The sequence below is a fragment of the Pantoea dispersa genome (assembly GCF_035783935.1).
GTDB classification, from domain to species: domain Bacteria; phylum Pseudomonadota; class Gammaproteobacteria; order Enterobacterales; family Enterobacteriaceae; genus Pantoea; species Pantoea dispersa_C.
On the sequence record NZ_JALKOV010000002.1, the window covers coordinates 130,903 to 152,186 of the forward strand.

The following is a 21,284-nucleotide window of genomic DNA, read 5'->3' on the forward strand; positions in this document are numbered from 1 at the left end:
AGAAAACCATGTCTCAGGCTACAGATTTACTGGCGGCGCTGGCCGATATCGACCCGGCGGCGCAACTGGCAGAGGCGCGCAACGTGCGTCAGGCCGCGACCCGACACGCGCAGGGCAGCTATGACGTGCTGTTTGGCCAGGATGACGACGATTTCCCGCTGGCGCAGCGCTACGCGCTCGCCGGACAGGTCGCCGGCTGGCACGGCGTCACATCATTGCAGGCACACTATCAGCAGCAATCCAGCCAAAGCCCGGCAGATGCGCGCTTTGCCGCCGGTCGCGCCTTTGCTGAACTGCTGAGCCTGCATCCGGTCGACGCCACACCGCAACAACTGACCACGCTGCGCCATGCCGGCTGGACGCCGCGCGGCATCGTCACGCTGGCGCAGCTGGTGGGATTTGTCAGCTTTCAGAGTCGCCTGCTGACCGGCCTGCGCCTGCTGAGCGGTGAAACATCGCGCGCGCAGCCGCATGCGATGGCCGGCAAATGGCATAGCGCCCCGCTCACGGCCAGCGGTCAGACTGCGCTCACTGCGTTTACCCAGCAGGAGCTGGGCTGGGAGCCGTGGCTGGCAGCCAAACCGCTTAGCGAGTTTACGGCGGAAGAACAGGCGACACTGGCAAAAAACGGTCATAGCGAGTCCGACTATTTCCGTCTGCTGGCGCGCAATCTGCCGCTGCTGGAACAACGCACGCTGACGGATAAAGGCATCTTTTATACGCCGGGCGGTTTGCCTCGCGCCGAGCGTGAACTGGCGGCCACGGTGGTGAGTAAAGTCAACGGCTGCATTTACTGCGCGTCCGTGCATGCCCGCAAAGCCAGTCAGCTGTCAAAAGATGAGACTGCGGTGCAGAAACTCCTGAATGTCGCGCCGGGTGCCGGGCTGGCACACGGCCAGTCCGCGCGCTGGGCGGCGATTATCGATTTTGTCGCCACCTTATCGCTAACCCCGGTCGCCAGCAGCCAGACCCAGCTGCAGGCGCTGCGCGCGCACGGGCTGGATACGCTGCAGCTGCTGGACCTGATCCAGTCCGCCGCGTTTTTTGCCTGGGCCAACCGCCTGATGCTAACGCTGGGCGAACCTTTCTTACCTGAACAGCCGCAGGGATGACCATGACACACACGTTATCTGCCACACCGGCAGCGTTTATCGACCATTTCCATATCACCATTCACGGCAAAGGCGCTCACGCTGCACGTCCGCATGAGGGCATCGACAGTATCGTTACCGGCAGCCACATCGTCAGCGCGCTGGACGCCGCCGGCCTGGATGTCACCCGCTTTCAGGGTGGCAACAGCTGGAACGTGCTGCCGCCAGAAGTCGTCGTAGAAGGCGTGCTGCATAGCGAGGATGCCAGCGCGCGTCAGCGGTCAGCGGCGCAGGCCGCGACGCTGGTCAGCCATATTGCCCGGGCGTTCGGCGCCGACGCGCAGCTCGCCTGGCAACTGCACAGCGAAGCCGATAGCAGCGCGGAACCGGCCAGCGGTGTGACGCTGCGGTTGCCGTCATGAACGGTTTCCCGGATTAGATTGCCTGCTGACGACCCGGCAATCGAACCAGACCTTGATCGCACCGCTTATTGAAAAAAATAGCAACACAACAACAGGCCGTGATAAAAACGGCCTGTTGTAATGGCTATGACACCTGATTATCAGCGTATAAGTTTTTATTTATACACTGTCGCCGTACCCTGTATTTTCTTACCTTCTTTCCCGGAGGTAATCACAAAATATTTACCGCCCATCTCATCGGCCTTTTTCGAAATTTCAGCCATGGCCTCTGCCGGTGAGCTGTATTCATTATTGGTACTAACCTTACCGACTTCCTGATACTGCTTAGCCTCTTCTTTAGTAATTTCCTGCGCTGCCAGAGCTGATAAAGAAAAAGTTGATGCCACCAGCAATGACATTATTGCTACCGTAATTTTTTTCATAAATCACCCCAGATTAATTGATTCCATCGCGTTCCGGATGGCCTTTTAAGGCTTAGGCGAGCCGTGGATATATTGCAAACCTGCGCACAAAAAAATATGACCCGCCTCGTAAAAATTAACCAGCCGCGTTCAGAAGGAGAAAAATAACGATTAAATAACAGTGCATTAGGAAAAAAATAACAGACTGAAAATAAGAAAACCCTCAGCTAAGAGATCGCACAACATAATGGAAAAGAAAAAATCCCCTTCCCGCTCACATTTTTAAAATAGCACTTGGCATTCCAGTTTTGAGCCGCTATGGTTGCTACATAACCAGATACACAGCCTGCTCTTTTTTTACATTCTTACGTTTTAGTCACGTTTACTCCTCCTCACACCGCATAGCGTTCGCCAGCCCGGTGCCTGCACGCACCGGGCCACACTTTAATAAAAACTATGTTGAATCACAGATAATCAGACTGACTGAGCACCGCCATTCCGCACCGGGAAATAGCTAAAGAAAAGATGCGTTTATTCATCTGCCGTCCTTTCAGGGTAAGGAGGAAATAACCGTCTGCGCAGCACTTATTTGGTCGGAAAAATTCTGACCTGGTCGGAATACAATTATCGGAGTGCAGAAATGTCCAGATTACCTTTTAGCAAGTCGCTATTAGCTTCCATGCTATCTGTGGCCTGCTGTTCCTGGAGCGCCCATGCGGCTCCTCAATCCCCGACGCCCTCTACCGCGCCCGAGCAAAATTCGGGCAAGCCTAACATCGTGGTGATTTTTGGCGATGACATTGGCTACTGGAACATCAGTTCTTATAACCAGGGCACCATGGGATACAAAACGCCCAACATCGACAGTATTGCGGCCGAGGGCGCCAAATTCACCTCGTATTACGCCGAGCAAAGCTCCACCGCCGGACGCTCGTCGTTTATCACCGGGCAGATGCCGTTCCGCACCGGCATGAGTAAAGTCGGTATGCCAGGTGCGCCGCAGGGCCTGCAGAAAGAAGATCCGACCATCGCCTCGATCCTGAAGCAACTCGGCTATGCCACCGGTCAGTTTGGTAAAAACCACCTGGGCGATCGCAATGAATTCCTGCCTACCGCACACGGCTTCGATGAGTTCTTTGGCAATCTGTATCACCTGAACGCCGAAGAAGAACCGGAGAACCCGGACTATCCGAAAGATCCTGAGTACCGTAAACAGTTCGGTCCGCGCGGCGTCATTAAAGCCACCGCGGATGGCAAGGTTGAAGATACCGGGCCACTGAACGTGAAACGTATGGGCACGGTGGATGAAGAGTTCCTCGCCGCCAACAACGATTTCATGGAGCGTCAGGTCAAAGCGGGCAAACCGTTTTTTACCTGGTTCAACACCACGCGCATGCATAACAAAACGCACATTAAACCGCAGGATCAGGGCGTGACCGGCCTCGGCGATTACGCGGACGGCATGGTTGAGCACGATAAAATGATCGGCGAGGTGCTGAAAAAAATCAAAGACCTGGGTATCGAAGATAACACCATCGTGATTTACACCACCGACAACGGGCCGATGATCGCCACCTGGCCTGATGCCGGCATGACGCCATTCCGTGGCGAGAAAAATACCGGCTGGGAGGGCGGATTCCGCGTTCCCGCGATGATCAAATGGCCGGGGCATATTAAGCCCGGCACGATGATCAACGATATTTTCGGCAGCAACGACTGGTTCCCGACGCTGGTGGCCGCAGCGGGCGTGCCGGATATCAAACAGCAGCTGCTGAAAGGCTATAAGACCAGCGCCATGACCTACAAAGTGCATCTGGACGGTTACAACCAGCTGGATTTCCTGCAGGGCAAAGGGCCCGATCAGCGTAATGAGTTCTTCTACTGGAGCGATGACGGCGATTTGTTAGCGATGCGCTACGGTCGCTGGAAAGCCCATTTCATGATTCAGGAACACACCGGCCTCGACCTGTGGAAATATCCGTTCGTGAAACTGCGCACGCCACTGATCTTCGACCTGGAGATCGACCCGCTGGAGCGCGGTGACAGCGGGATGGATTACAACCACTGGTTCTATGACCGTCTGTTCCTGCTGGGTGGCGCGCAGAAATATGCCGCAGAAATGCTGCAAAGCTTCAAAGAGTTCCCGCCTCGTCAGAAACCCGGCTCCTTCACCGTTTCGGATGTGCAGAAACTGATTGACGAAGGCAGCCCGGCCACTAACTGAGTTATGACTCACAGCCGGGCACGCTGTGCCCGGTATTCGGAGGCATTGATGAAATACAGCACCACACTGCCGGTTCGCCCGTTGCCCTCGGCGGAAAAATACAACGGCATCGGTCCGGCGTATAAACGCCGCTTTCACGTGATGGCCAAGCCCACCGGCTCGCGCTGCAATATCGACTGCAACTACTGTTTTTACCTGCATAAAGAGCAGCTGCTGCAGCAGGATCATCACAGTGGCATGTCTGATGAGGTGCTGGAGAACTATATTCGCCAGTACATTGATAGTCAGGATGGCGATCAGGTGGTGTTCTCGTGGCAAGGCGGTGAACCGACGCTGATGGGGTTGCCGTGGTTCGAAAAGGTGGTGGCGCTGCAGCAAAAGTATCAGAAGCCAGGACAACGCATCGAGAATGATCTGCAAACCAATGGCATCCTGCTGAACGACAACTGGGCGCGCTTTCTGAAGCAGCATCACTTTCTGGTCGGGCTGTCGATTGATGGCCCGCGCGAGCTGCACGATCGCTATCGCGTCACGCGCAGCGGTAAACCGACTTTCGACAGAGTGATGGCGGGTGTGGCCGCGCTGCAACGTCATGGCGTGCCGTTAAACGCGCTGGTCACGGTCAACCGGACCAATGCACGCTTTCCGCTGGAGGTGTACCGCTTTCTCACGCGCGAACTGGGCGCAACCTATCTGCAATTCAATCCCTGCGTTGAGCCAGTCGATTTTACCCAAACCGCGCCGCAGTTCTGGCGCGATGACAGCATCCCGGTGAGCGGTTCCCGCCGCGCGCGGCCAGGCGATCTCGACTCGGTGGTGACCGACTGGTCGGTCGATCCCGATGACTGGGGACGCTTTCTCATCGCCGTGTTTGAGGAGTGGGTCAACAACGATTTAGGGCGCGTACAGGTTAACCTGTTTGAAACGGCGGTGGCGCAAACCCTGGGCCTGCCGGGCCAGATCTGCGTGACCTCAGAGTTCTGCGGTAAGGGGCTCGCCATTGAAAAAAACGGGGATATCTATGCCTGCGATCACTACGTCTATCCGGAGTATCAGCTGGGCAATATTGCCAACACTAAACTGGCGCACCTGGCGTTTTCCGAACGGCAAAAAGCGTTTGGCCTCGGGAAACGCGACACCCTGCCCGCCATCTGCAAACGCTGTCCTTACCTCAAATTATGCTGGGGCGAATGCCCGAAAAACCGCATCGTACGTAGCGCCGAGGGTGAACCCGGCCTTAACTATCTCTGCCCCGGCATCAAAGCGTTTTTTTCCTATGCTCAGCCGATCCTGGTAGGTATCGCCACGCTGCTTGAGCGGGAAAAACAGGGAGTGACGCAATGACCCTGCGGCAACCGTTTCTCGACCTGGAAGCGAGCATGAACCAGCAGGTGCTGGGTCAGCCAGAGCTGGTGCGCATGCTGATTATCGCGCTGCTGTGCGACGGCCACGTTCTGCTGGAAGGCCTGCCCGGACTGGCCAAAACCCGTGCGGTGCGCGAGCTGGCGCGCCATATCGAAGGCGACTTCAGCCGCATTCAGTTCACACCGGATCTGCTGCCCTCGGATATCACCGGCAGCGAAATTTACCAGCAGCACGCCACGCGCGAAGAGGAGCAGTTTCGTTTCCGGCCAGGCCCGGTGTTCGGCAACCTGATCCTGGCCGATGAGATCAATCGTGCCTCGGCCCGCGTGCAGTCGGCGCTGCTGGAAGCCATGGAAGAGCGTCATGTCACGGTGGCGGGCAACAGCTGGCCGCTGCCGGGCGTATTTATGGTGCTGGCAACGCAGAACCCGGTCGATCAGGAAGGCACCTGGCCTCTGCCGGAAGCGCAGCTGGATCGTTTCCTGATGAAAGTGCTGGTGCACTATCCCTCGAAAGAGAATGAACAGCGCGTGATGCAGCTGGTGCGCGCCGAACAGCAGGCCACGTATCGCCAGCAGGATGCCAGTACCGTCAGCGCCGCTGCGCCGCCGGTGAAAATCAGCCAGGCGGACATCGGGCGCTGCTGGCAGGCCATCTCCGACATTTACGTCGCGCCCACGGTAGAAGATTACATCGTCTCGCTGGTGGAAATGACGCGCCAGCCGCAGCAGGTCAGCGACACCTTTGCCAGCTATGTGGCGCTGGGTATCAGCCCGCGCGGTACGCTGGCGCTGGACCGCGCCGGGCGCGCGCAGGCGTGGCTCGAAGGGCGCGATGCGGTGCTGCCGGACGATATTCAGCGCATTGCCCCGGCCGTGCTGCGGCATCGTCTGCTGCTGAGTTATCAGGCCAGCGCCGACCAGGTCACCGCCGATGACGTGGTACGCATGCTGCTGGACGCGGTGGTGGCATGACCGATGCCGCACTGGCCGTCACCCTATCTGACCTGCTGGCGCTGGCGGGTGCCGCGCAGCAGTTGCGCAATCCGCCGGCTCAGCTGCCACCCGGCGCGATGGCCGGTGAGCGCGTCTCGCGTCAGCAGGGGCGCGGACTCAATTTTGACAGTCTTCGCCGCTATCAGCCGGGCGATGATGTGCGGCTGATCGACTGGCAGGCCACCGCGCGTCTGCGCGCACCCTGGGTGCGCTTGTATAACGAAGAGCGCGAGCGGCCAGTGTTTCTGCTGGTCGATCAGCGTCTGGATATGTATTTCGCCACGCGCGGACACACTAAATCGGTCGCCGCCGCCCACCTGGCAGCGCTGCTGGCGTGGCGTAGCTGGCACGATGGCGATCGCCTCGGGGCCGCCGTGTTCAGCGATGATTCCCTGAGGCTGCAGCGCTGCCGCTCGCCGAAACTCGCCCTGGCGCCGTGCCTGAACGACCTGCATCAAATGAATAATCAGCTGCCGGCGCGCTATCCGCAGGAACCCGCCAGCACTCTGCCACTCCATCAGGTGCTGCAACGTATCCGGGCGCAGGTGCCTGCCGGAAGCTGGCTGGGCGTGATCAGCGATTTCCACGATCTTGACGCTCAGAGTGACGCGCTGCTGGCGGCGCTGGCGCGCCGGTGTGATATCACCGCCTTTGTGCTGCTCGACGATCTGCATCTGCGGCTTCCGCAACAGGGCTACCTCGCCGCGCATTACCAGCATCAGCACGTTACGCTGCCGCTTTCGCCCGCGTTGCGTCAGCAGATTAGCGAGCGGGTTACTGCCCGGCTGGCACAGCAGCAGGCGCGACTGCTGCGGCTCGGCATCCGCGTGCAGCACATTGTGGTGAGTGAACCGTTATTGCGTCAGTTAACGCAGGGAGACGAGCATGCTGGAAAAAGGCTTTAGCGTTCCGCCACTGCTGCACCCTGACCTGCCGCCCGCGGTCTCCTGGCTGCCGCTGCCTGCGGGCTGGTGGTGGCTGGCGGGCGCGTTAACGGCCCTGCTTGTGCTGCTGGCCCTGTGGCGCACAGCGCGCTGGCGGCGCAACCGCTGGCGGCGTGAAGCGCGTCAGGTCTTAGGTCACGACAACAGCATTGACAGCTGCCTGCGGCTGATCAAGCGGGTGCGGCTGGTGCATCAGCCGCGCGCTCAGGTCAGTGAGCTGAGCGTCAGCCAGTTACTGCAGGAGGTCCCGCTGGATGCCGCGACCTATCAGCGGCTGCTTGACGGCTACTGCCAGCCAGACAACCACCTGTCGCCAGAGGAGATGCAGCGCCTGCGCAGCCAGCTGCGGCGCTGGCTGGAGGCCCTGCCCGATGTCTGAACTGCTTACCCGCTTCGATTTTGCCTGGCCGTGGGTGTGGCTGCTGCTGCTGCTGCCGCTGCTGACGCGTTTTCTGCTGCCGCCGCGCCAGCCGGTCAGCGAAGAGGTGCGCGTGCCGTTCCTGCCGGAACTGGTCGGGGATTTGCGTCTGGAGAATGCGCCACCGGCCAGCCGCTGGCCACAAACACTGCTGTTCTGGCTGGTATGGCTGCTGTTACTGGCCGCGCTGGCACGCCCTGAGCTGCTGTTGCCACCGCAGCTACAGCATAAGCCGATGCGCAATGTGGTGCTGGTGCTGGATGTTTCTGGTTCGATGGCAAAAAACGACGCCGGCGCGGGCACCACTCGTCTGCAGGCTGTACAGCGCTCGGTGCACAATTTCGTGCTGCAGCGCACCCGCGATCGCATCGGTCTGGTGATTTTTGCCAGTCAGGCGTGGCCATTTGCGCCGATCAGCGCCGATAAGCAGGCTCTGCTGGCGCGCATCAACCAGCTGGCACCCGGCATGGTCGGCCAGCAAACCGCCATCGGCGATGCGCTGGGTGTGGCGGTCAAACTGCTGGACAGCAGCCTGGAACAGGACGCCAGCCGCATGGTGATTTTACTCACCGACGGCAACGATACCGCTTCACAGCTGCCGCCCGCCCTCGCTGCGCAGCTGGCAGCAGAACATCAGGTGCAGGTTGATACCATTGCCTTTGGCGATCTCAACGCCAGCGGCGAGGACAAAGTCGATAGCGCGCTGATGCAGGATATTGCCCGCATCACCGGCGGCAGCGCGTTTCAGGCAGCCACCTCAGGCAGCGCCCTGCAGCGTGTCTGGCAAACCATTGATGCCCAAACGCCGGCGCAGGTGGCGACGCTGGGTCTGTCGTTTACGCGCCCGCTATTTGCCTGGCCGCTCGGCGCGGCGCTGGCGCTGTTAACCGCGGCGCTATTGCTGGCGCGGCTGCGGGAGCGTGCAGCATGAATGGCTTTCATTTTTTGCACCCGTGGTGGCTGTCCGGGCTGCTGGTTTGTCTGGCACTGGCGTGGCTGTTGCGCGCGCCACGCAGCGCCTGGCAGCGCATTATGGCTGCGCCGTTTCACGCCCTGATTACCGGTAAGCGACTGCAGCGGCTGTCACCCGTCCCGTGGCTGCTGGCGCTGGGTGTGCTGGCACTGGCAGGACCGTCATGGCAGAAAGCGTTACCGGGCGGCGTCATGCCGCAAAGTGACGTGATGGTGATTCTGCAACAGGATCTCAGCATGCTGGCGCAGGATCTCCCGCCCGACCGGCATCAGCGCATGCAGCATAAGATCGCCCAGCTGATGCAGCAGATGCCGGGCAGCCACTTTGGCCTGGTGGTGTATCGCGGCGGTGCATGGCTTACCACGCCGCTCACCAACGATCCGGCCTTTTACTCGCTGTTTTTGCAGGCGCAGCAGCCAACGTTGCTGCCGGACGGTCAGGGCAACGGCCTGGCGGCCGCCCTCCGGCTGGCCGATGATAACCTGCCGGACACGCCGCGCAGCATTGTGCTGGTGGCCGATACGTTGCGCCCGGAAGATACACAATCACTCAGCCAGACCTCACTGCCACTGCAGCTGTGGGTGCCCGGCACCGCACTCGGTGGCCCCTTGCCGCCCGCTTTCGCCAGTCAGGCTATTGATACCCGCCTCAACGTGGCGCGCTTCCAGCAGCTACGTGACAACGGCGTGGCGGTTACGCTCGCCACCCCCGATGACAGCGATCTGCCTGCCATCAGGCGTCATATTCAGCAAAGCCTCAGCGCCCAGCAAAACAGTCGCGCGGATCTGCCGTGGCACAACAGCGGCTACTGGCTGATTGCACCGATGTTACTGCTGCTGCTGTGGTGGCGTCGCCAGATACTGATCGTGCTGATTGGGTTACCGCTCAGTGGCATCACGCCGCCGGCGGCCGCTGCGCTGCTGGATGCGTTTATCCCGCCCGACCTGCAAGGGCAACACGCTTTTCAGCGGCAGGATTACGCCCGCGCGGCGCAGCACTATGTCGATCCGCTGCGCCGCGGCATTGCGCTCTACTATGCCGGGGATTTTTCCGCCGCCAGCGGCGCTTTTCGCCAGGCCCCCGTGACGCCTGAATCGCTGCTGTGGCTGGGCAACAGCCTGGCGCAGCAGAAACAGTGGCAACAGGCGCTGCAGCATTACGATCAGGCGCTGAGCCTGCGTCCCGACTGGCGTATGGCACAGCAAAATCGCGCCAGCATCGCGCGTATTGTGATGCAGCTTCGTCAGCAGGAGCGCGATCGCCAGGTGGCACAGGGAAAAGAGCAGGATTACGATCCTGACGGCATCAAAAAAGATCTGCACAAACAGCAGGGCGTCGCGCAGCAGGTCATGCAGCCTGCTGGTCACGCCGCACCGCAGGTCAGTCAGTGGTACGACAATCTCAGCCTGTCGCCCGGTGGCCTGCTGGAAAATCTCTATCGTCAGGAGTCACCATGAGAACGCTGCTGATTTGCCTGCTGCTGCTGACCGGGCCCGCGCGCGCCGCAATGGACATCACGCGCGAGCTGGTCGGCGATGACCGTTTGGTGCCCGGCCAGCCGCTGCGCGTCGCGGTAACCTACTGGACCGATAGCTGGTTTAACCCGCCGCCGCAGTGGCCTGACTTTCCGGTCAGCAACGGCACGCTGTTGCCGGCGGCCATTCCCAATCAGCTGGTATCGCGTCAGCGTGACGGCGTGAGCTGGAGCGGCATCCGCATGGAGCGGCAGCTGATGGCCTGGGATCAGGGCAAACTGCAGCTGCCGGCGCTGGACATCACTTTGCAATCCGCAGGCCAGCCACCGCAGACTGTCGCGCTGCCGGCGCTGGAAAAACGGGTGCGCTGGCCGCCGGATGTGCAGCAGCCGGATCGCTTCCTGCCCGCCGCCACGCTGCATCTGCAGGAAAAAGTGACACTGTATCGTGCCGCGCAGGGCGACGCGCTGCATGTCGGCGACGTGGTGGAACGGCAGATAACGCTGCAGGCCAGCGGTGTGGTCGGCGGACAGATTCCACCGGTGCTGATCGACCTGCCCGGTGCCAGCACCCAGCTGCTGACGCCCGAGGTCAGCGCCCTGACCAGCGGACGCGGTGAGATCACTGGCAGCCAGCGACGCGAGCGGCTGCGCTATCTGCCGGACAGCGCCGGCAGCCTGACGCTGCCGCCGGTGCAGCTGCGCTGGTGGGATACGCGACAACAGACATGGCAGCTCGCCACGCTGCCCGCCCATCACTATGACATTCTGCCTGCGCGCGCGGCCGGCATTGAACAGTCGCTGCGCGCCGGACCTGCACGCCAATGGTGGCAGTGGCTGCTGCTCGCCGCAGCCGTGGTTCTCATCGCCGCGGGGCTGTGGGCTGGCCGCCGTTTACTGCGCCAGGCGCTGATGTTTGCCGCTCATGCGTGGTGCCGCCTGTGGCGCACTCACACGCTGCCCGATCTCGTTCCACATCACAGGAGTCGCCGATGAAAACCGCACCACTACTGGCGGGCCTCACGCTGTGCCTCGCTACCGTCAGTCAGGCTGACGATCTCTCTGCCTGGCGTGACGGTGCGGCAAAACGTGCCATCACACAGTGGGTTGATCACACCACCCGCGCCGGCAGCGCTGACTTTATTCCTCTCAACCAGCGCTACGTGGTGTTCGATAATGACGGCACGCTGTGGCCGGAAGCACCGCTCACCTTTCAGCTGCAGTTTGCGCTCGACGAAGTAAAACGGCTGGCACCGCAACATCCGCAGTGGCAGCAGGATGCGCTGGTGCAGGCGGTGCTCAGTAACAACACAGCCGCCATCGCCGCCAGCGGGAAAAAGGGCCTGATGCATCTGCTGACGCTGACCCATAGCGGTATCACCACCGATGAGTTTGCCCGGCGCGTGCAGAACTGGGTAGCGACGCAGCGGGATGCGCGTTTTGGCTGCCGCTACGATCGCATGGGCTATCTGCCGATGCGCCAGCTGCTGGATTACCTGCGCGCTCACGGTTTCCGCACATGGATTATCTCCGGCGGCGGCATCGATTTTATGCGCGTGCTGGCGGAACAGATGTACGGCATTCCACCTGAGCAGGTGGTTGGCTCGTTTTCCCTCGCGGAATTTTCACTCAGCGACAACGGCACGCAGTTGCGAAAAACCATGAATGGTGCATTTTATGATGATGAAGCGGCCAAACCGGTGGCAATCCATCTGTTCATGGGCCATCGTCCGGTGGCGGCGTTTGGCAACAGCGACGGCGATGTCCCGATGCTGCAATACACCTCGGGGAATCCTGCCGCCAGCACCTTCGGCCTGCTGGTGCATCACACCGATGCGCAGCGGGAATACGCCTACGATGCGCATCCGCTGGCCAGCGGCAAACTGGTTAACGGTCTCAGGCTGGCCGCGCACTATGGCTGGACCGTTGTCGATATGAAACAGGACTGGCGTACGGTGTTCGATCCCGCCCAGTGCCCGGCCGCCGTTTCCGTTCATCAAGGAGAAGCAAAATGAAAACATTACCTTTCGCTGCTGTGCTCACCCTGCTCACCCTGAGTATCCCGCCCGCGCTGGCAGCGTCGCCGTATGAGAATCTGGCGCTGGCGCTGCGGCAGCAAACCATGATCAACGACCTGCGTACTCACTGTCGCGTGCCGGTCTCCATCGACGACGAAAAAATCAAACAGACCTTTCTGGCGGATCAGGACAATCACAACGCGCTGCTGCAGGCGGCTGATGCGCTGAAGATGGGTAAGCATCAGCACTATCAGCAGCTGATGGCGCAGATCCACTGCCCGGATTTTAGCTGATCGTCGCTGGCAGGAAACGCCAGACGCCATCGTGGTCAGCGCAGAACAGCCAGCGACGTGGCGCTAAGATTTCAGGCGTGATCTACGGTTTGAGCTGCGCCCGCGCGGTGTAAAAGCGGCGGTAGGACAGATACGCCGCGATGATGGTCGACAGGCTGGCGGTGGCAATCAGCATAAACGTCACCATGATCTGGTACTTGATGGCCTTTACCGGATCGATCCCGGCGAAAATCAACCCGGACATCATGCCTGGCAGACTCACCAGCCCCACCGTTTTCGCGCCGTCAACAGTGGGGATCATCGCGGCACGAATACTGTCACGCATCAGCCCGGCGGATGCGCGCTTGATCGGCGCGCCCAGGCTGAGCATCTCCATAATTTTCTGCTGGTTGTCGCTAAAGCGCTGATTGAGGTTGGTGAAACACAGCCCGACCGCCACCATGGCGTTACCGGCAATCATGCCGGAAATGGGGATCACCTGCATGGGAACAAAGGCAATGGCGCCGCTCAGCAGCAGCACCGATAGCGTGAGTGCCGTACCGCTGGTAATCGCCACCAGCGCGATGATAAAACCATGATCAATCTGCCGGCTGCGTTTGCGCGCGTTTAGCGCTGCATTGACGCAGATAAACAGCACCATCAGCAGCGTCAGCCAGTCATTATTGACATCAAAAATCGACTTCAGCACGTAGCCGACAATCACCAGCTGAATAATGGCGCGCGCGACACTCCACAGAATGTCTTTGCTCATCCCCAGCTTCTCTTTCTGGCTAATCAGCAGCGCCACCAGCACCAGCATGAGTGAAAGCAGCAGCGAGCTGTCGCTGATATTATGCTGATTCATGCTGTCCTCCCGCTGCGGGTGGAGTCAGTCGCAGAATGCGCCCAGCGGCATCAATCTCCTGCACATCATGGCTGATACGGATCACCGCCAGCCCTTTTTCCGCCACCAGTGCGGCAATCAGCTGGTTAACCCGTTGTTTATTGGGCTCGTCCAGCGCGCTGGTCACTTCGTCCAGCAGCAATACCTGTGGCAGAAACTGCAGATTGCGCAGCAAGGCCACCCGCTGTTTTTCACCGCCAGAGAGTTCGGCAACGTTTTTGTCCAGCATGTCGCCGGATAAATGCAGACTACGCAACGCCGCCACCAGCTGCTCGCGTGACGGTTGTTGCTGACGCAGCTGCCACGGCAGCGCCAGGTTATCGTAGACCGTGTCACCAAACAGTTGCGGTGTCTGGAAACAGTAGGAGACCTGCTGGCGATAGTGTTCGACTTTCAGCATGTGAATATCCCGCTGTTGAAACAGGATCTGGCCGCTATCGGGCTCCAGCAGTGAGGCAATAATTTTCAGCAACGTGCTTTTGCCGCTGCCGGACGGGCCGGTGAGCAACAGCGTTTCACCTGCGTACAGCTGCAGTGATACCGGCGCCAGCAAGGTGCGCCCCTGCACGGCCAGCGTGACGTCTTGTACCGCCAGCAAAGGAGAATCAGCAGACATAAAAGGTATCCGTGAGAAATCGTCGGCAGATTATAGACAGCGGCACAAGGCAGGGGAATGCGTCACGATGCGGAGAGCGGCAGCCGTTTAACCGCCGTGGCTTTACATCGCGCCAGAAATCCGCATGCTGTTGCCATTCAGGACCACTCTTTTCATCACTATGACAGCCACCAAAACCGGATTTCTCATCGCCACCGTGCTGCTGCTGAGCGCGCTGACGCTGCTGTCGTTGCACTGGAGCGCATTTCAGGCATGGGCGCTGCAGAGTCAGATTCAGCTGCACCGACTGCTGGTCACCCATTTACTGCAGATCAACAGCGGCCAGTACAGCGCCGGGCTGTGGCTGCTGGCGGTGACCTTCATTTACGGCATTCTGCACGCGGTGGGTCCCGGCCACGGCAAATTTATCGTCACCACCTGGCTGACCACCCATCAGCCACCGCGCGGCGTGGCGCTGAGCGTGCCGCTGCTGGGCAGCCTGGTGCAGGGGCTGAGCGCGATTGCGTTTGTGTTCATCCTGGCGGTTGGTTTTAACCTCACCACCGGCGATCTCAGCCTGAGCCGCTGGTATCTGGAGAAGGCCAGCGCTGTTTTCATTGCCGGGCTGGGCGTGATGATGCTGCTGCAGGCCTGGCGCAGGCCGCAGGCGGAGGATCATCAGCATGATCATTGCGGCCACGCGCACGGCGTCGGGGCTGGTCACGGCAGCGACTGGAAAAGCTGGGCGGGCATCATCATTGCCACCGGCGTGCGGCCGTGCAGCGGTGCGCTGACGGTGCTGCTGTTCGCCAGCGTCATCGGGATTACGCGCTGGGGCATGCTGGCGGTGATGAGTATGGCGCTCGGTACCGGCATGGCGCTGGTGGCGCTGGCACTGTTTGTGCAGCATTACCGTCAGCGCGCCGGGCAGCTGTGGCTGGCAGAACGCTCGCCGCAGGCGGCATCGCTGCTGCGGGCGGTACGGATCGCCGGTGGGGTATTGCTGGTGATGTTTGCGCTGGTGCTGTTTTTTACCGTGGTGCCGGTGAGTGCCAGCGGGGATTACATTGCGGCGGGATGCTGAGGTGCACGGGTTGGGAAAGGTGCGGTTTTCCCCTCACCCTAACCCTCTCCCGCACGCGGGAGAGGGAATGTCAGGTGCGGCCTGTTCCCCGGGAGAGGGGACGTTAAGTGCTACTTTTGATACTGGCTTAATGATCAGAACCGGTATTTCGCGGACAGCATAAAGTTGCGCGGTTCGCCGTAGACGATGCCGGTGCTGTCGACGTTTTCGTCGTACTCTTTGTCGAACAGATTATTCAGGTTGGCCTGCAGGCTGAGGTTTTTGGTCACGTCGTAGCGCGCGAACAGATCCACCAGCGCATAGCTGCCCTGACGGGTGCGCCAGGTGCCATTGCCATCCGGGCCACTGATGTCAGCGTACGTTTTCGCCTGCCAGTTCACACCGCCGCCCAGCGTCAGCTGGTCCAGCATCGGCAGGCGATAGCTGGTGAACAGGTTGAATGAGGTGCGCGGCAGCTGTGAATTGTAACGATCGCCGTTGGCGTCTTCCGCCACATACGAGGTCCCGCCAAAGGTCATCTGCCAGTTATCGGTCAGCGCTCCGTTCACTTCAAACTCGACGCCACGACTTACCACGCCCTTCTTCGCCACGTAAATAGTATTACCGGTTTGCGCATTGGTCTGACCGGTGCTCTGGCCGACGTTATCCAGTTCGGTGCGGAAAATCGATACCGACGTCGTCAGACGGCTGTTGAACCAGTCAGATTTCACGCCGGCTTCGTAGTTTTTGCCGATCACCGGCGAGAGATAAGCGCCTGACGCATCCTGATAATCCTGCGGCTGGAACACCGACGTGTAGCTGGCGTAGGCAGACCAGTTATCGTAGAAGTCCCAAATCACCCCACCGTACGGCGTGATGTTGTTTTTCTCCATTTCCGCCGTCAGCGTCTGGCGGTTCCAGTTGGTGTAGCGTGCTCCGACAATCAGGTGCAGCGGATCGGCCAGATTGATGCGCGTCGCGAGGTAGGCGGATTTCTGCCGCACCAGTTGGGTGTCGGTCGCCGGTTCGCGCGGGTTCCAGTCAGTTTCCGGGAAGTCACCGTTGAACTGGTTGAAGTTACCCAGCTCGCCTGACGAAATGTTGGCCCATGCGCTGTAGTATTTGTTGTCCTGACGGCTGTAGTTCACCCCGACCATCAGCTCATGCTGACGGCCCAGCAGTTCGTAAGGACCGCTGGCAAAGGCATCCACCGCATCCACTTTACGCTTGCCGGTGTTATAGCCGGTTCCGCCCACCACCGGATAGCCGGCATAACCAGAAACGCCTGCGCCAGTAGTTTTATCGAAGTAGCCGTCGAGATACAGCTGTTTGCTGTCGAGGAACATTTCGTTGTGCGTGCCGTTAAGGGTGATGTTCCAGCCGTTATCAAAGTTCTGCTGCAGGTTAACAAAGACTTTTTTATTTTCTTTGTTGTTGTAAGCCCATTCTGGCGCGGTGTTATAGCCACGACGGGAGTGGACCTGCGTGCCGTCGGTGTACCAGCGCGGCGCCCCGCCCCACATCGGTGAATCTGTATTCACCTGGCTGAACTCATAACCGACAGACAGTCTGGTGGCATCCGTCACGTCAGCGTCGACCACACCGTAGATAAATTTCTTATCGGCGCCGTAGCGTTCAATGAAGCTGTTTTTGTCTTCATATCCGGCCACCAGGCGACCGCGCACGTTGCCTTCCGGTGACAGCGGTGCTGAGAGATCGGCGACGTAACGCTGCTTATTCCAGCTGCCATAGCCCGCTTCAAGGCTGCCGGTAAACTCTTTACTGTCGGCATGTTTACGCACCATGTTGATGGCGGCGGAAGGATTGCCCGGTCCGGTCAGCAGGCCCGTTGCACCGCGCACCACTTCGACGCGCTCATACAGCGCGGTATCGGTCTGCGCATCACCCAGATTCCAGCGCTGGGCAAACGCGGTTGGAATCCCGTCGGTCATGTAATTATCAATCAGGAAACCGCGCGAATAGTAGTTAGTACGATCCATATCGGCTGCCACACCGTGAATACCGGTGGTGTTGCTCAGCACATCATTCAGCGACTGCAGTTGCTGATCTTCCATGCGCTGTTTACTGACGATGGTGACCGACTGAGGAATATCACGCGCGGTGAGCGCCATTTTGGTACCGGCACGCGTTACCGGCACGCTGTAATCGGCTGCGGCCTGCGCCTGCTGCGCTTCAGCGCTGGCGCTGGCATCCACCGTCAGGGTGGTTTCACTGTCTGGCGTCGTTGCCGCCTGCGCGATTCCCGAGGCAACCAGCATCGCCAGCAGCGACAGGCGCAGCAGGTGCTGCGGCGCACGATCCGCTTTACTGGCGCGCATCTGTTTGAAAGACATAATATTCCTCAATCTGCTTATCGTTATTCTGTGGTGGGCATATGGTTAAGAAAGCAAATGAGAAATATACGCATTAAGATTAACATTGCAAGAAATTGTTACTGCCTTTCTGACGCCTTTACATTGGGTAAAAATTCATATGCTTCAGGGGCTAACAACTGCGTGGCACTATTACGGGAAACTATCACGGCTGAAAGCATCGTTATTATCGCTAAACGCGCGTTGTCACCCGCTCGCACACCGTTGCACAGGCGGGCCGTGTGAACTGGCACGGCAATGGCGCGACGCGCTTTTTTTAAATGATGCGCATCATGCCACTTCTGCCAGAAATGATATTTCATCTGCTGCTGAGGTAGCGCGTTATCCCTGTTAGCATCGCTTTAAGGCGGGTCAGTCATGTTTTAAATTCATCCATTCAGCAATCGCTGCGTTGTGGAATGCAACACAATGCAGGGTGCCATAAATCGCGCCGTGACGTATATTGTGCGACCTGCGGCAAGCTTAAAGCAACAGCCTGACGCTGATAACTGACGATATTAAAGCTCCTGATAAAACTTTTATTCGTAATCAAAAAGCAGACAAAAATCTTTACGCATAATCAAAAACTGTACAGGATTGCGTTTATTTACGGACAAATCTGTTGGCGGGTTAATATTTTCATTTTAAAAAAATTGCCGTAGAATGCGCTTTTTAATATCTGTCACATCAGTAATAAGGGTTTATACATGAGCGATGCACTCAAGGCATTGAACAATCTTCGTACGCTGCGTGCTGAAGCACGTAATATTGAGGTTGTGGTATTGAATGAAATGCTGGAAAAGTTCGCCGTGGTCGTCGCTGAGCGCCGTGAAGAGACGGCTGCCGACAGTGCAGCCCAGCGTGAAAAAGAAGAGAAGCTGGCGTTATATAAAGAGATGCTGCGTAAAGACGGCATTGATATTAATGAACTGGCGCAATTAAACCTCAGTGAAACGAAGAGCAAAGCAAAACGTGCACCGCGTCCGGCGAAGTATAAATTTACCGATGAACAGGGTAATGAAAAATTCTGGACCGGTCAGGGGCGCACCCCTTCCCCGATTAAATCAGCGATTGACGCGGGCGGTTCACTGGACGATTTCCTGATTTAATCCGGTGACGTAACTTCGGAGCACACCAGGCTAATTACCGCATTTCAGCCAGGTGGCGCGGCGCCATCAATGATCTCATTAAGGGCGCCGCGATCTAACACAATTAAATCGTTCCTCACCCGCCGTCAGGTTAATGCTGCGCAGGCATGGGCAATACGTTTACCGGCCTCGCGTACGCTATCAATATCTGTGGCAATGGATAAGCGGAAATACGGCGAGAGACCGTAGGCGCTGCCAGCCACGCCCGACACACCGCTCTCCAGCAGATAATTCAGCACATCCTGTTCATCTTGCAGCAGATTGCCATCTGGCCGGGTTTTGCCCAGCAGGCCCGCACAGCGACAGAAAACAAAAAATGCCCCCTGCGGTTGCAGCACGTCAATACCGGCCACCTGTTGCAGCTGCTGCACAATGACATCGCGTCGTGCCTGATACGCGGCGCGCTGCGGCGGCAGGAAATCGAGCCCGCCGTAGTAAGCCGCAACCGCCGCCGCCTGGCTGATAGCGCTGGCACCGGAACTGTTCTGGGACTGCACCACCACCATGGCATCAATCAGTGACTGCGGTCCGGCGGCAAAGCCAATGCGCCAGCCGGTCATAGCATAGGTTTTCGACACGCCGCCCACCAGCAAAACACGTTCCGCCAGATCCGGCGCCACCTGCAGCAGGCTAACGTGCTGACGATCGTCAAACAGAATATGTTCGTACAGTTCATCCAGCATGATCAACACAGTGGGATGATCGCGCAGCACCGCCGCCAGCGCGATCAGCTCCTGCGCGCTGTACACCATGCCAGAAGGATTGCCGGGATTGTTCAGCACCAGCCAGCGGGTTTTTCCGGTGATCGCCTGCGCCAGCTGCTGCGGATGCAGCTTGTACTGCTGCTCCAGCGGACAAGGTAGCAGCACGGCCTCGCCGCCGTTGAAGCGCACACTGTCGGGAAATGTCGGCCAGTAAGGCGTGGGCACAATCACCTCGTCGCCGTCGTTCAGGGTCGCGGCAAATGCATTGAAGATGATCTGCTTTGCGCCGTTGGCGATGCAGATTTGCCCCAGCGCATACTGCAGCTGATTTTCCCGCGCCAGCTTGGCCTGCACCGCTTTACGCAGCGCTGCGGTGCCATTGGTCGGCGTGTAGCGGGTTTCACCGGCATCCATCGCGGCGCAGGCGGCGGCACGGATGTGGGCTGGCGTATCAAAATCCGGCTCACCGGTGGTGAGATCGAGAATATCCACGCCCTGCTCTTTCAGCTGCCGGGTCAGCTGGCGCGCCGCTGCGTTAGCCGAAAGCGAGACGGATTGCACGCGCTTCGATAAGGTGACCATGTTGCGCTCCTGTTTATTACACCACCGGCAGACCGAGGTTTTCGCGCAGCGTAGCGAATTCGTACTCTTCGCGGAACAGGCCACGGCGGCGCAGCTCCGGGATCACCAGCTCAACGAACAAATCCAGCTGCTCCGACATGATGGCCGGCATAATGTTGAAACCGTCTGCGCCACCTTCATTGAGCCACAGCTCAAAGTCATCGGCGATATCCTGCGCGGTACCGACGATCACCCGGTGCCCTCGCGATCCGGCAGCCACCGCCGCCAGTTCACGCAGCGTGAGATTTTCACGTTTCGCCATGTCGGTCATCAGTTTCACGCGGCTCTGGTTGCCTTCACCCAGCGGCACTTCCGGCACCGGACCGTCGAGCGGATACTGGCTCAGATCCATATTGAAACGCAGCGAGAGCTGACGCAGACCGTTATCAATATCAACCAGCGTGTTGAGCTCTTTCCACAGCGCGTTGGCCTCTTCACGCGTGCGGCCGACAATCGGCATCACGCCGGGCATGATCACCACGTGATCCGGGTTGCGTCCGGCGGCAATCACCTGATCTTTCTGCGAACGGTAGAAGCTCTGCGCCTCTTCCAGGCTGGCTGATGCGGTGAAAATCACCTCGGCGGTCTCTGCCGCCAGCTTCTGCCCGTCGTTGGATGATCCGGCTTCGATAATTACCGGACGCCCCTGCGGTGAGCGGGTAATGTTCAGCGGGCCCTGCACCTGGAAGTGCTCGCCTACGTGGTTAATCGGCTGAATTTTGTCATCAATGAAATACTGACCGGTCTCTTTGTTGGGCTGCACCGCCCCCGCCTGCCAGCCATCCCACAGCTTGCAGGTAACGTCGAGGAATTCACGCGCGCGCGCGTAGCGCTCCGCATGGTTTGGCATATCGCTGCGGCTGAAGTTACGCGCCACATCGGCAGAGAACGAGGTCACTACGTTCCAGGCGGCGCGTCCACGGCTAATGTGGTCCAGCGACGAGAAGCTGCGTGCCATAGTGAACGGATCGCTGAAGGTGGTCGAGGCGGTCGCCGCGAGGCCAATGCGTTTGGTGTTAACGGCCAGCGCCGACAGCAGCGTTAACGGCTCCAGACGCGCCATGGTGGAAGGCAGACGATACATGCTGGTCGCCAGTGCATCACCCACGAAGAACAGATCAAACTTACCGGCTTCGGCTTTTTTCGCGATGGTGATCAGCCAGTCAATGTCCGTGGGATCGCCCAGATTTTCTGTCAGACGCCAGCCGCTCACGTGCTGGCCTACCGGTTGCACAAACAGTCCTAAACGGATGCGGCGTGAAGATGAAGTAGCCATAATT

At 59.1% G+C, this 21,284-nt stretch carries 21 protein-coding genes; 14 read left to right on the forward strand and 7 right to left on the reverse strand.

The window, feature by feature from the left end:
• Window positions 1-8: 8 nt before the first annotated feature.
• Both MXF20_RS05430 and MXF20_RS05435 read left to right on the forward strand, forming a co-directional pair.
• Entirely contained in the window at window positions 9-1,112 is a 1,104-nt protein-coding gene (locus MXF20_RS05430) for an alkylhydroperoxidase domain protein (RefSeq protein WP_325968072.1), read from the forward strand.
• Between the two features lie 2 nt (window positions 1,113-1,114).
• A complete protein-coding gene (locus MXF20_RS05435) occupies window positions 1,115-1,513 on the forward strand; it encodes a peptidase dimerization domain-containing protein (protein WP_325968073.1) in 399 nt (132 codons plus the stop codon).
• A 155-nt stretch (window positions 1,514-1,668) separates the two neighbouring features.
• On the opposite strand, the gene MXF20_RS05440 is transcribed toward MXF20_RS05435, so the two are convergent.
• Window positions 1,669-1,935 carry a YdgH/BhsA/McbA-like domain containing protein gene (locus MXF20_RS05440; RefSeq protein ID WP_058770242.1) on the reverse strand — a complete coding sequence of 89 codons (267 nt, stop codon included), beginning with the start codon at window positions 1,933-1,935 and terminating at the stop codon, window positions 1,669-1,671.
• 619 nt (window positions 1,936-2,554) lie between these two features.
• On the opposite strand from MXF20_RS05440, the gene MXF20_RS05445 reads away from it, so the two are divergent.
• Genes MXF20_RS05445 through MXF20_RS05490 form a run of 10 tightly spaced genes read left to right on the forward strand, consistent with a single transcriptional unit; the run spans window position 2,555 to window position 12,618 of the window.
• Entirely contained in the window at window positions 2,555-4,138 is a 1,584-nt protein-coding gene (locus MXF20_RS05445) for an arylsulfatase (RefSeq protein WP_325968075.1), read from the forward strand.
• Between the two features lie 48 nt (window positions 4,139-4,186).
• Window positions 4,187-5,482, forward strand: a complete 1,296-nt coding sequence (locus MXF20_RS05450; RefSeq protein ID WP_325968077.1) for an anaerobic sulfatase maturase — start codon at window positions 4,187-4,189, stop codon at window positions 5,480-5,482.
• On the forward strand, window positions 5,479-6,477 hold the full coding sequence (locus MXF20_RS05455; RefSeq protein ID WP_325968078.1) for a MoxR family ATPase: 999 nt from the start codon (window positions 5,479-5,481) through the stop codon (window positions 6,475-6,477). The genes MXF20_RS05450 and MXF20_RS05455 overlap by 4 nt, the downstream gene beginning before the upstream one ends.
• Window positions 6,474-7,403 (forward strand): DUF58 domain-containing protein, encoded by a 930-nt coding sequence (locus MXF20_RS05460; RefSeq protein ID WP_325968080.1) that lies wholly within the window; start codon window positions 6,474-6,476, stop codon window positions 7,401-7,403. Before MXF20_RS05455 ends, MXF20_RS05460 begins: the two co-directional genes overlap by 4 nt.
• Window positions 7,384-7,821 carry a DUF4381 family protein gene (locus tag MXF20_RS05465; RefSeq protein ID WP_325968082.1) on the forward strand — a complete coding sequence of 146 codons (438 nt, stop codon included), beginning with the start codon at window positions 7,384-7,386 and terminating at the stop codon, window positions 7,819-7,821. The genes MXF20_RS05460 and MXF20_RS05465 overlap by 20 nt, the downstream gene beginning before the upstream one ends.
• Window positions 7,814-8,791: a VWA domain-containing protein gene (locus MXF20_RS05470; RefSeq protein WP_325968083.1), complete on the forward strand. Its 978-nt coding sequence runs from the start codon at window positions 7,814-7,816 to the stop codon at window positions 8,789-8,791. The genes MXF20_RS05465 and MXF20_RS05470 overlap by 8 nt, the downstream gene beginning before the upstream one ends.
• Window positions 8,788-10,290, forward strand: a complete 1,503-nt coding sequence (locus tag MXF20_RS05475) for a VWA domain-containing protein (RefSeq protein ID WP_325968084.1) — start codon at window positions 8,788-8,790, stop codon at window positions 10,288-10,290. The genes MXF20_RS05470 and MXF20_RS05475 overlap by 4 nt, the downstream gene beginning before the upstream one ends.
• Entirely contained in the window at window positions 10,287-11,303 is a 1,017-nt protein-coding gene (locus MXF20_RS05480; protein ID WP_325968086.1) for an oxygen tolerance domain protein, read from the forward strand. The genes MXF20_RS05475 and MXF20_RS05480 overlap by 4 nt, the downstream gene beginning before the upstream one ends.
• A complete protein-coding gene (locus tag MXF20_RS05485) occupies window positions 11,300-12,322 on the forward strand; it encodes an HAD family hydrolase (RefSeq protein WP_325968087.1) in 1,023 nt (340 codons plus the stop codon). The genes MXF20_RS05480 and MXF20_RS05485 overlap by 4 nt, the downstream gene beginning before the upstream one ends.
• Window positions 12,319-12,618, forward strand: coding sequence for a YicS family protein (locus MXF20_RS05490; protein WP_325968088.1), 300 nt, complete (start codon window positions 12,319-12,321; stop codon window positions 12,616-12,618). The genes MXF20_RS05485 and MXF20_RS05490 overlap by 4 nt, the downstream gene beginning before the upstream one ends.
• A gap of 82 nt (window positions 12,619-12,700) precedes the next feature.
• On the opposite strand, the gene fetB is transcribed toward MXF20_RS05490, so the two are convergent.
• Window positions 12,701-13,462, reverse strand: a complete 762-nt coding sequence (gene fetB / locus MXF20_RS05495) for an iron efflux ABC transporter permease subunit FetB (protein ID WP_125310522.1) — start codon at window positions 13,460-13,462, stop codon at window positions 12,701-12,703.
• Window positions 13,449-14,117 carry an iron efflux ABC transporter ATP-binding subunit FetA gene (gene fetA / locus MXF20_RS05500; protein WP_325968090.1) on the reverse strand — a complete coding sequence of 223 codons (669 nt, stop codon included), beginning with the start codon at window positions 14,115-14,117 and terminating at the stop codon, window positions 13,449-13,451. The genes fetB and fetA overlap by 14 nt, the downstream gene beginning before the upstream one ends.
• A gap of 160 nt (window positions 14,118-14,277) precedes the next feature.
• Between fetA and MXF20_RS05505 the strand changes: the two genes are divergently transcribed.
• The gene (locus tag MXF20_RS05505) at window positions 14,278-15,180 is read left to right on the forward strand and encodes a nickel transporter (RefSeq protein WP_325968091.1); all 903 of its coding nucleotides are present in this window, start codon (window positions 14,278-14,280) and stop codon (window positions 15,178-15,180) included.
• A gap of 134 nt (window positions 15,181-15,314) precedes the next feature.
• Here the strand turns inward: MXF20_RS05505 and fhuE are convergent, their stop codons facing one another.
• Complete coding sequence (gene fhuE / locus MXF20_RS05510) at window positions 15,315-17,513, reverse strand: ferric-rhodotorulic acid/ferric-coprogen receptor FhuE (RefSeq protein ID WP_325968093.1); 2,199 nt, start codon at window positions 17,511-17,513, stop codon at window positions 15,315-15,317.
• Between the two features lie 98 nt (window positions 17,514-17,611).
• Window positions 17,612-17,854 carry a hypothetical protein gene (locus MXF20_RS05515; protein WP_325968095.1) on the reverse strand — a complete coding sequence of 81 codons (243 nt, stop codon included), beginning with the start codon at window positions 17,852-17,854 and terminating at the stop codon, window positions 17,612-17,614.
• Window positions 17,855-18,238: 384 nt separating this feature from the next.
• On the opposite strand from MXF20_RS05515, the gene MXF20_RS05520 reads away from it, so the two are divergent.
• On the forward strand, window positions 18,239-18,640 hold the full coding sequence (locus MXF20_RS05520; RefSeq protein WP_325968096.1) for an H-NS family nucleoid-associated regulatory protein: 402 nt from the start codon (window positions 18,239-18,241) through the stop codon (window positions 18,638-18,640).
• A 125-nt stretch (window positions 18,641-18,765) separates the two neighbouring features.
• Here MXF20_RS05520 and MXF20_RS05525 read toward each other — a convergent pair whose 3' ends face one another.
• Window positions 18,766-19,965: an aminotransferase class I/II-fold pyridoxal phosphate-dependent enzyme gene (locus MXF20_RS05525; RefSeq protein ID WP_325968098.1), complete on the reverse strand. Its 1,200-nt coding sequence runs from the start codon at window positions 19,963-19,965 to the stop codon at window positions 18,766-18,768.
• 16 nt (window positions 19,966-19,981) lie between these two features.
• On the reverse strand, window positions 19,982-21,280 hold the full coding sequence (locus MXF20_RS05530) for an LLM class flavin-dependent oxidoreductase (RefSeq protein ID WP_325968101.1): 1,299 nt from the start codon (window positions 21,278-21,280) through the stop codon (window positions 19,982-19,984).
• Window positions 21,281-21,284 lie beyond the last annotated feature (4 nt).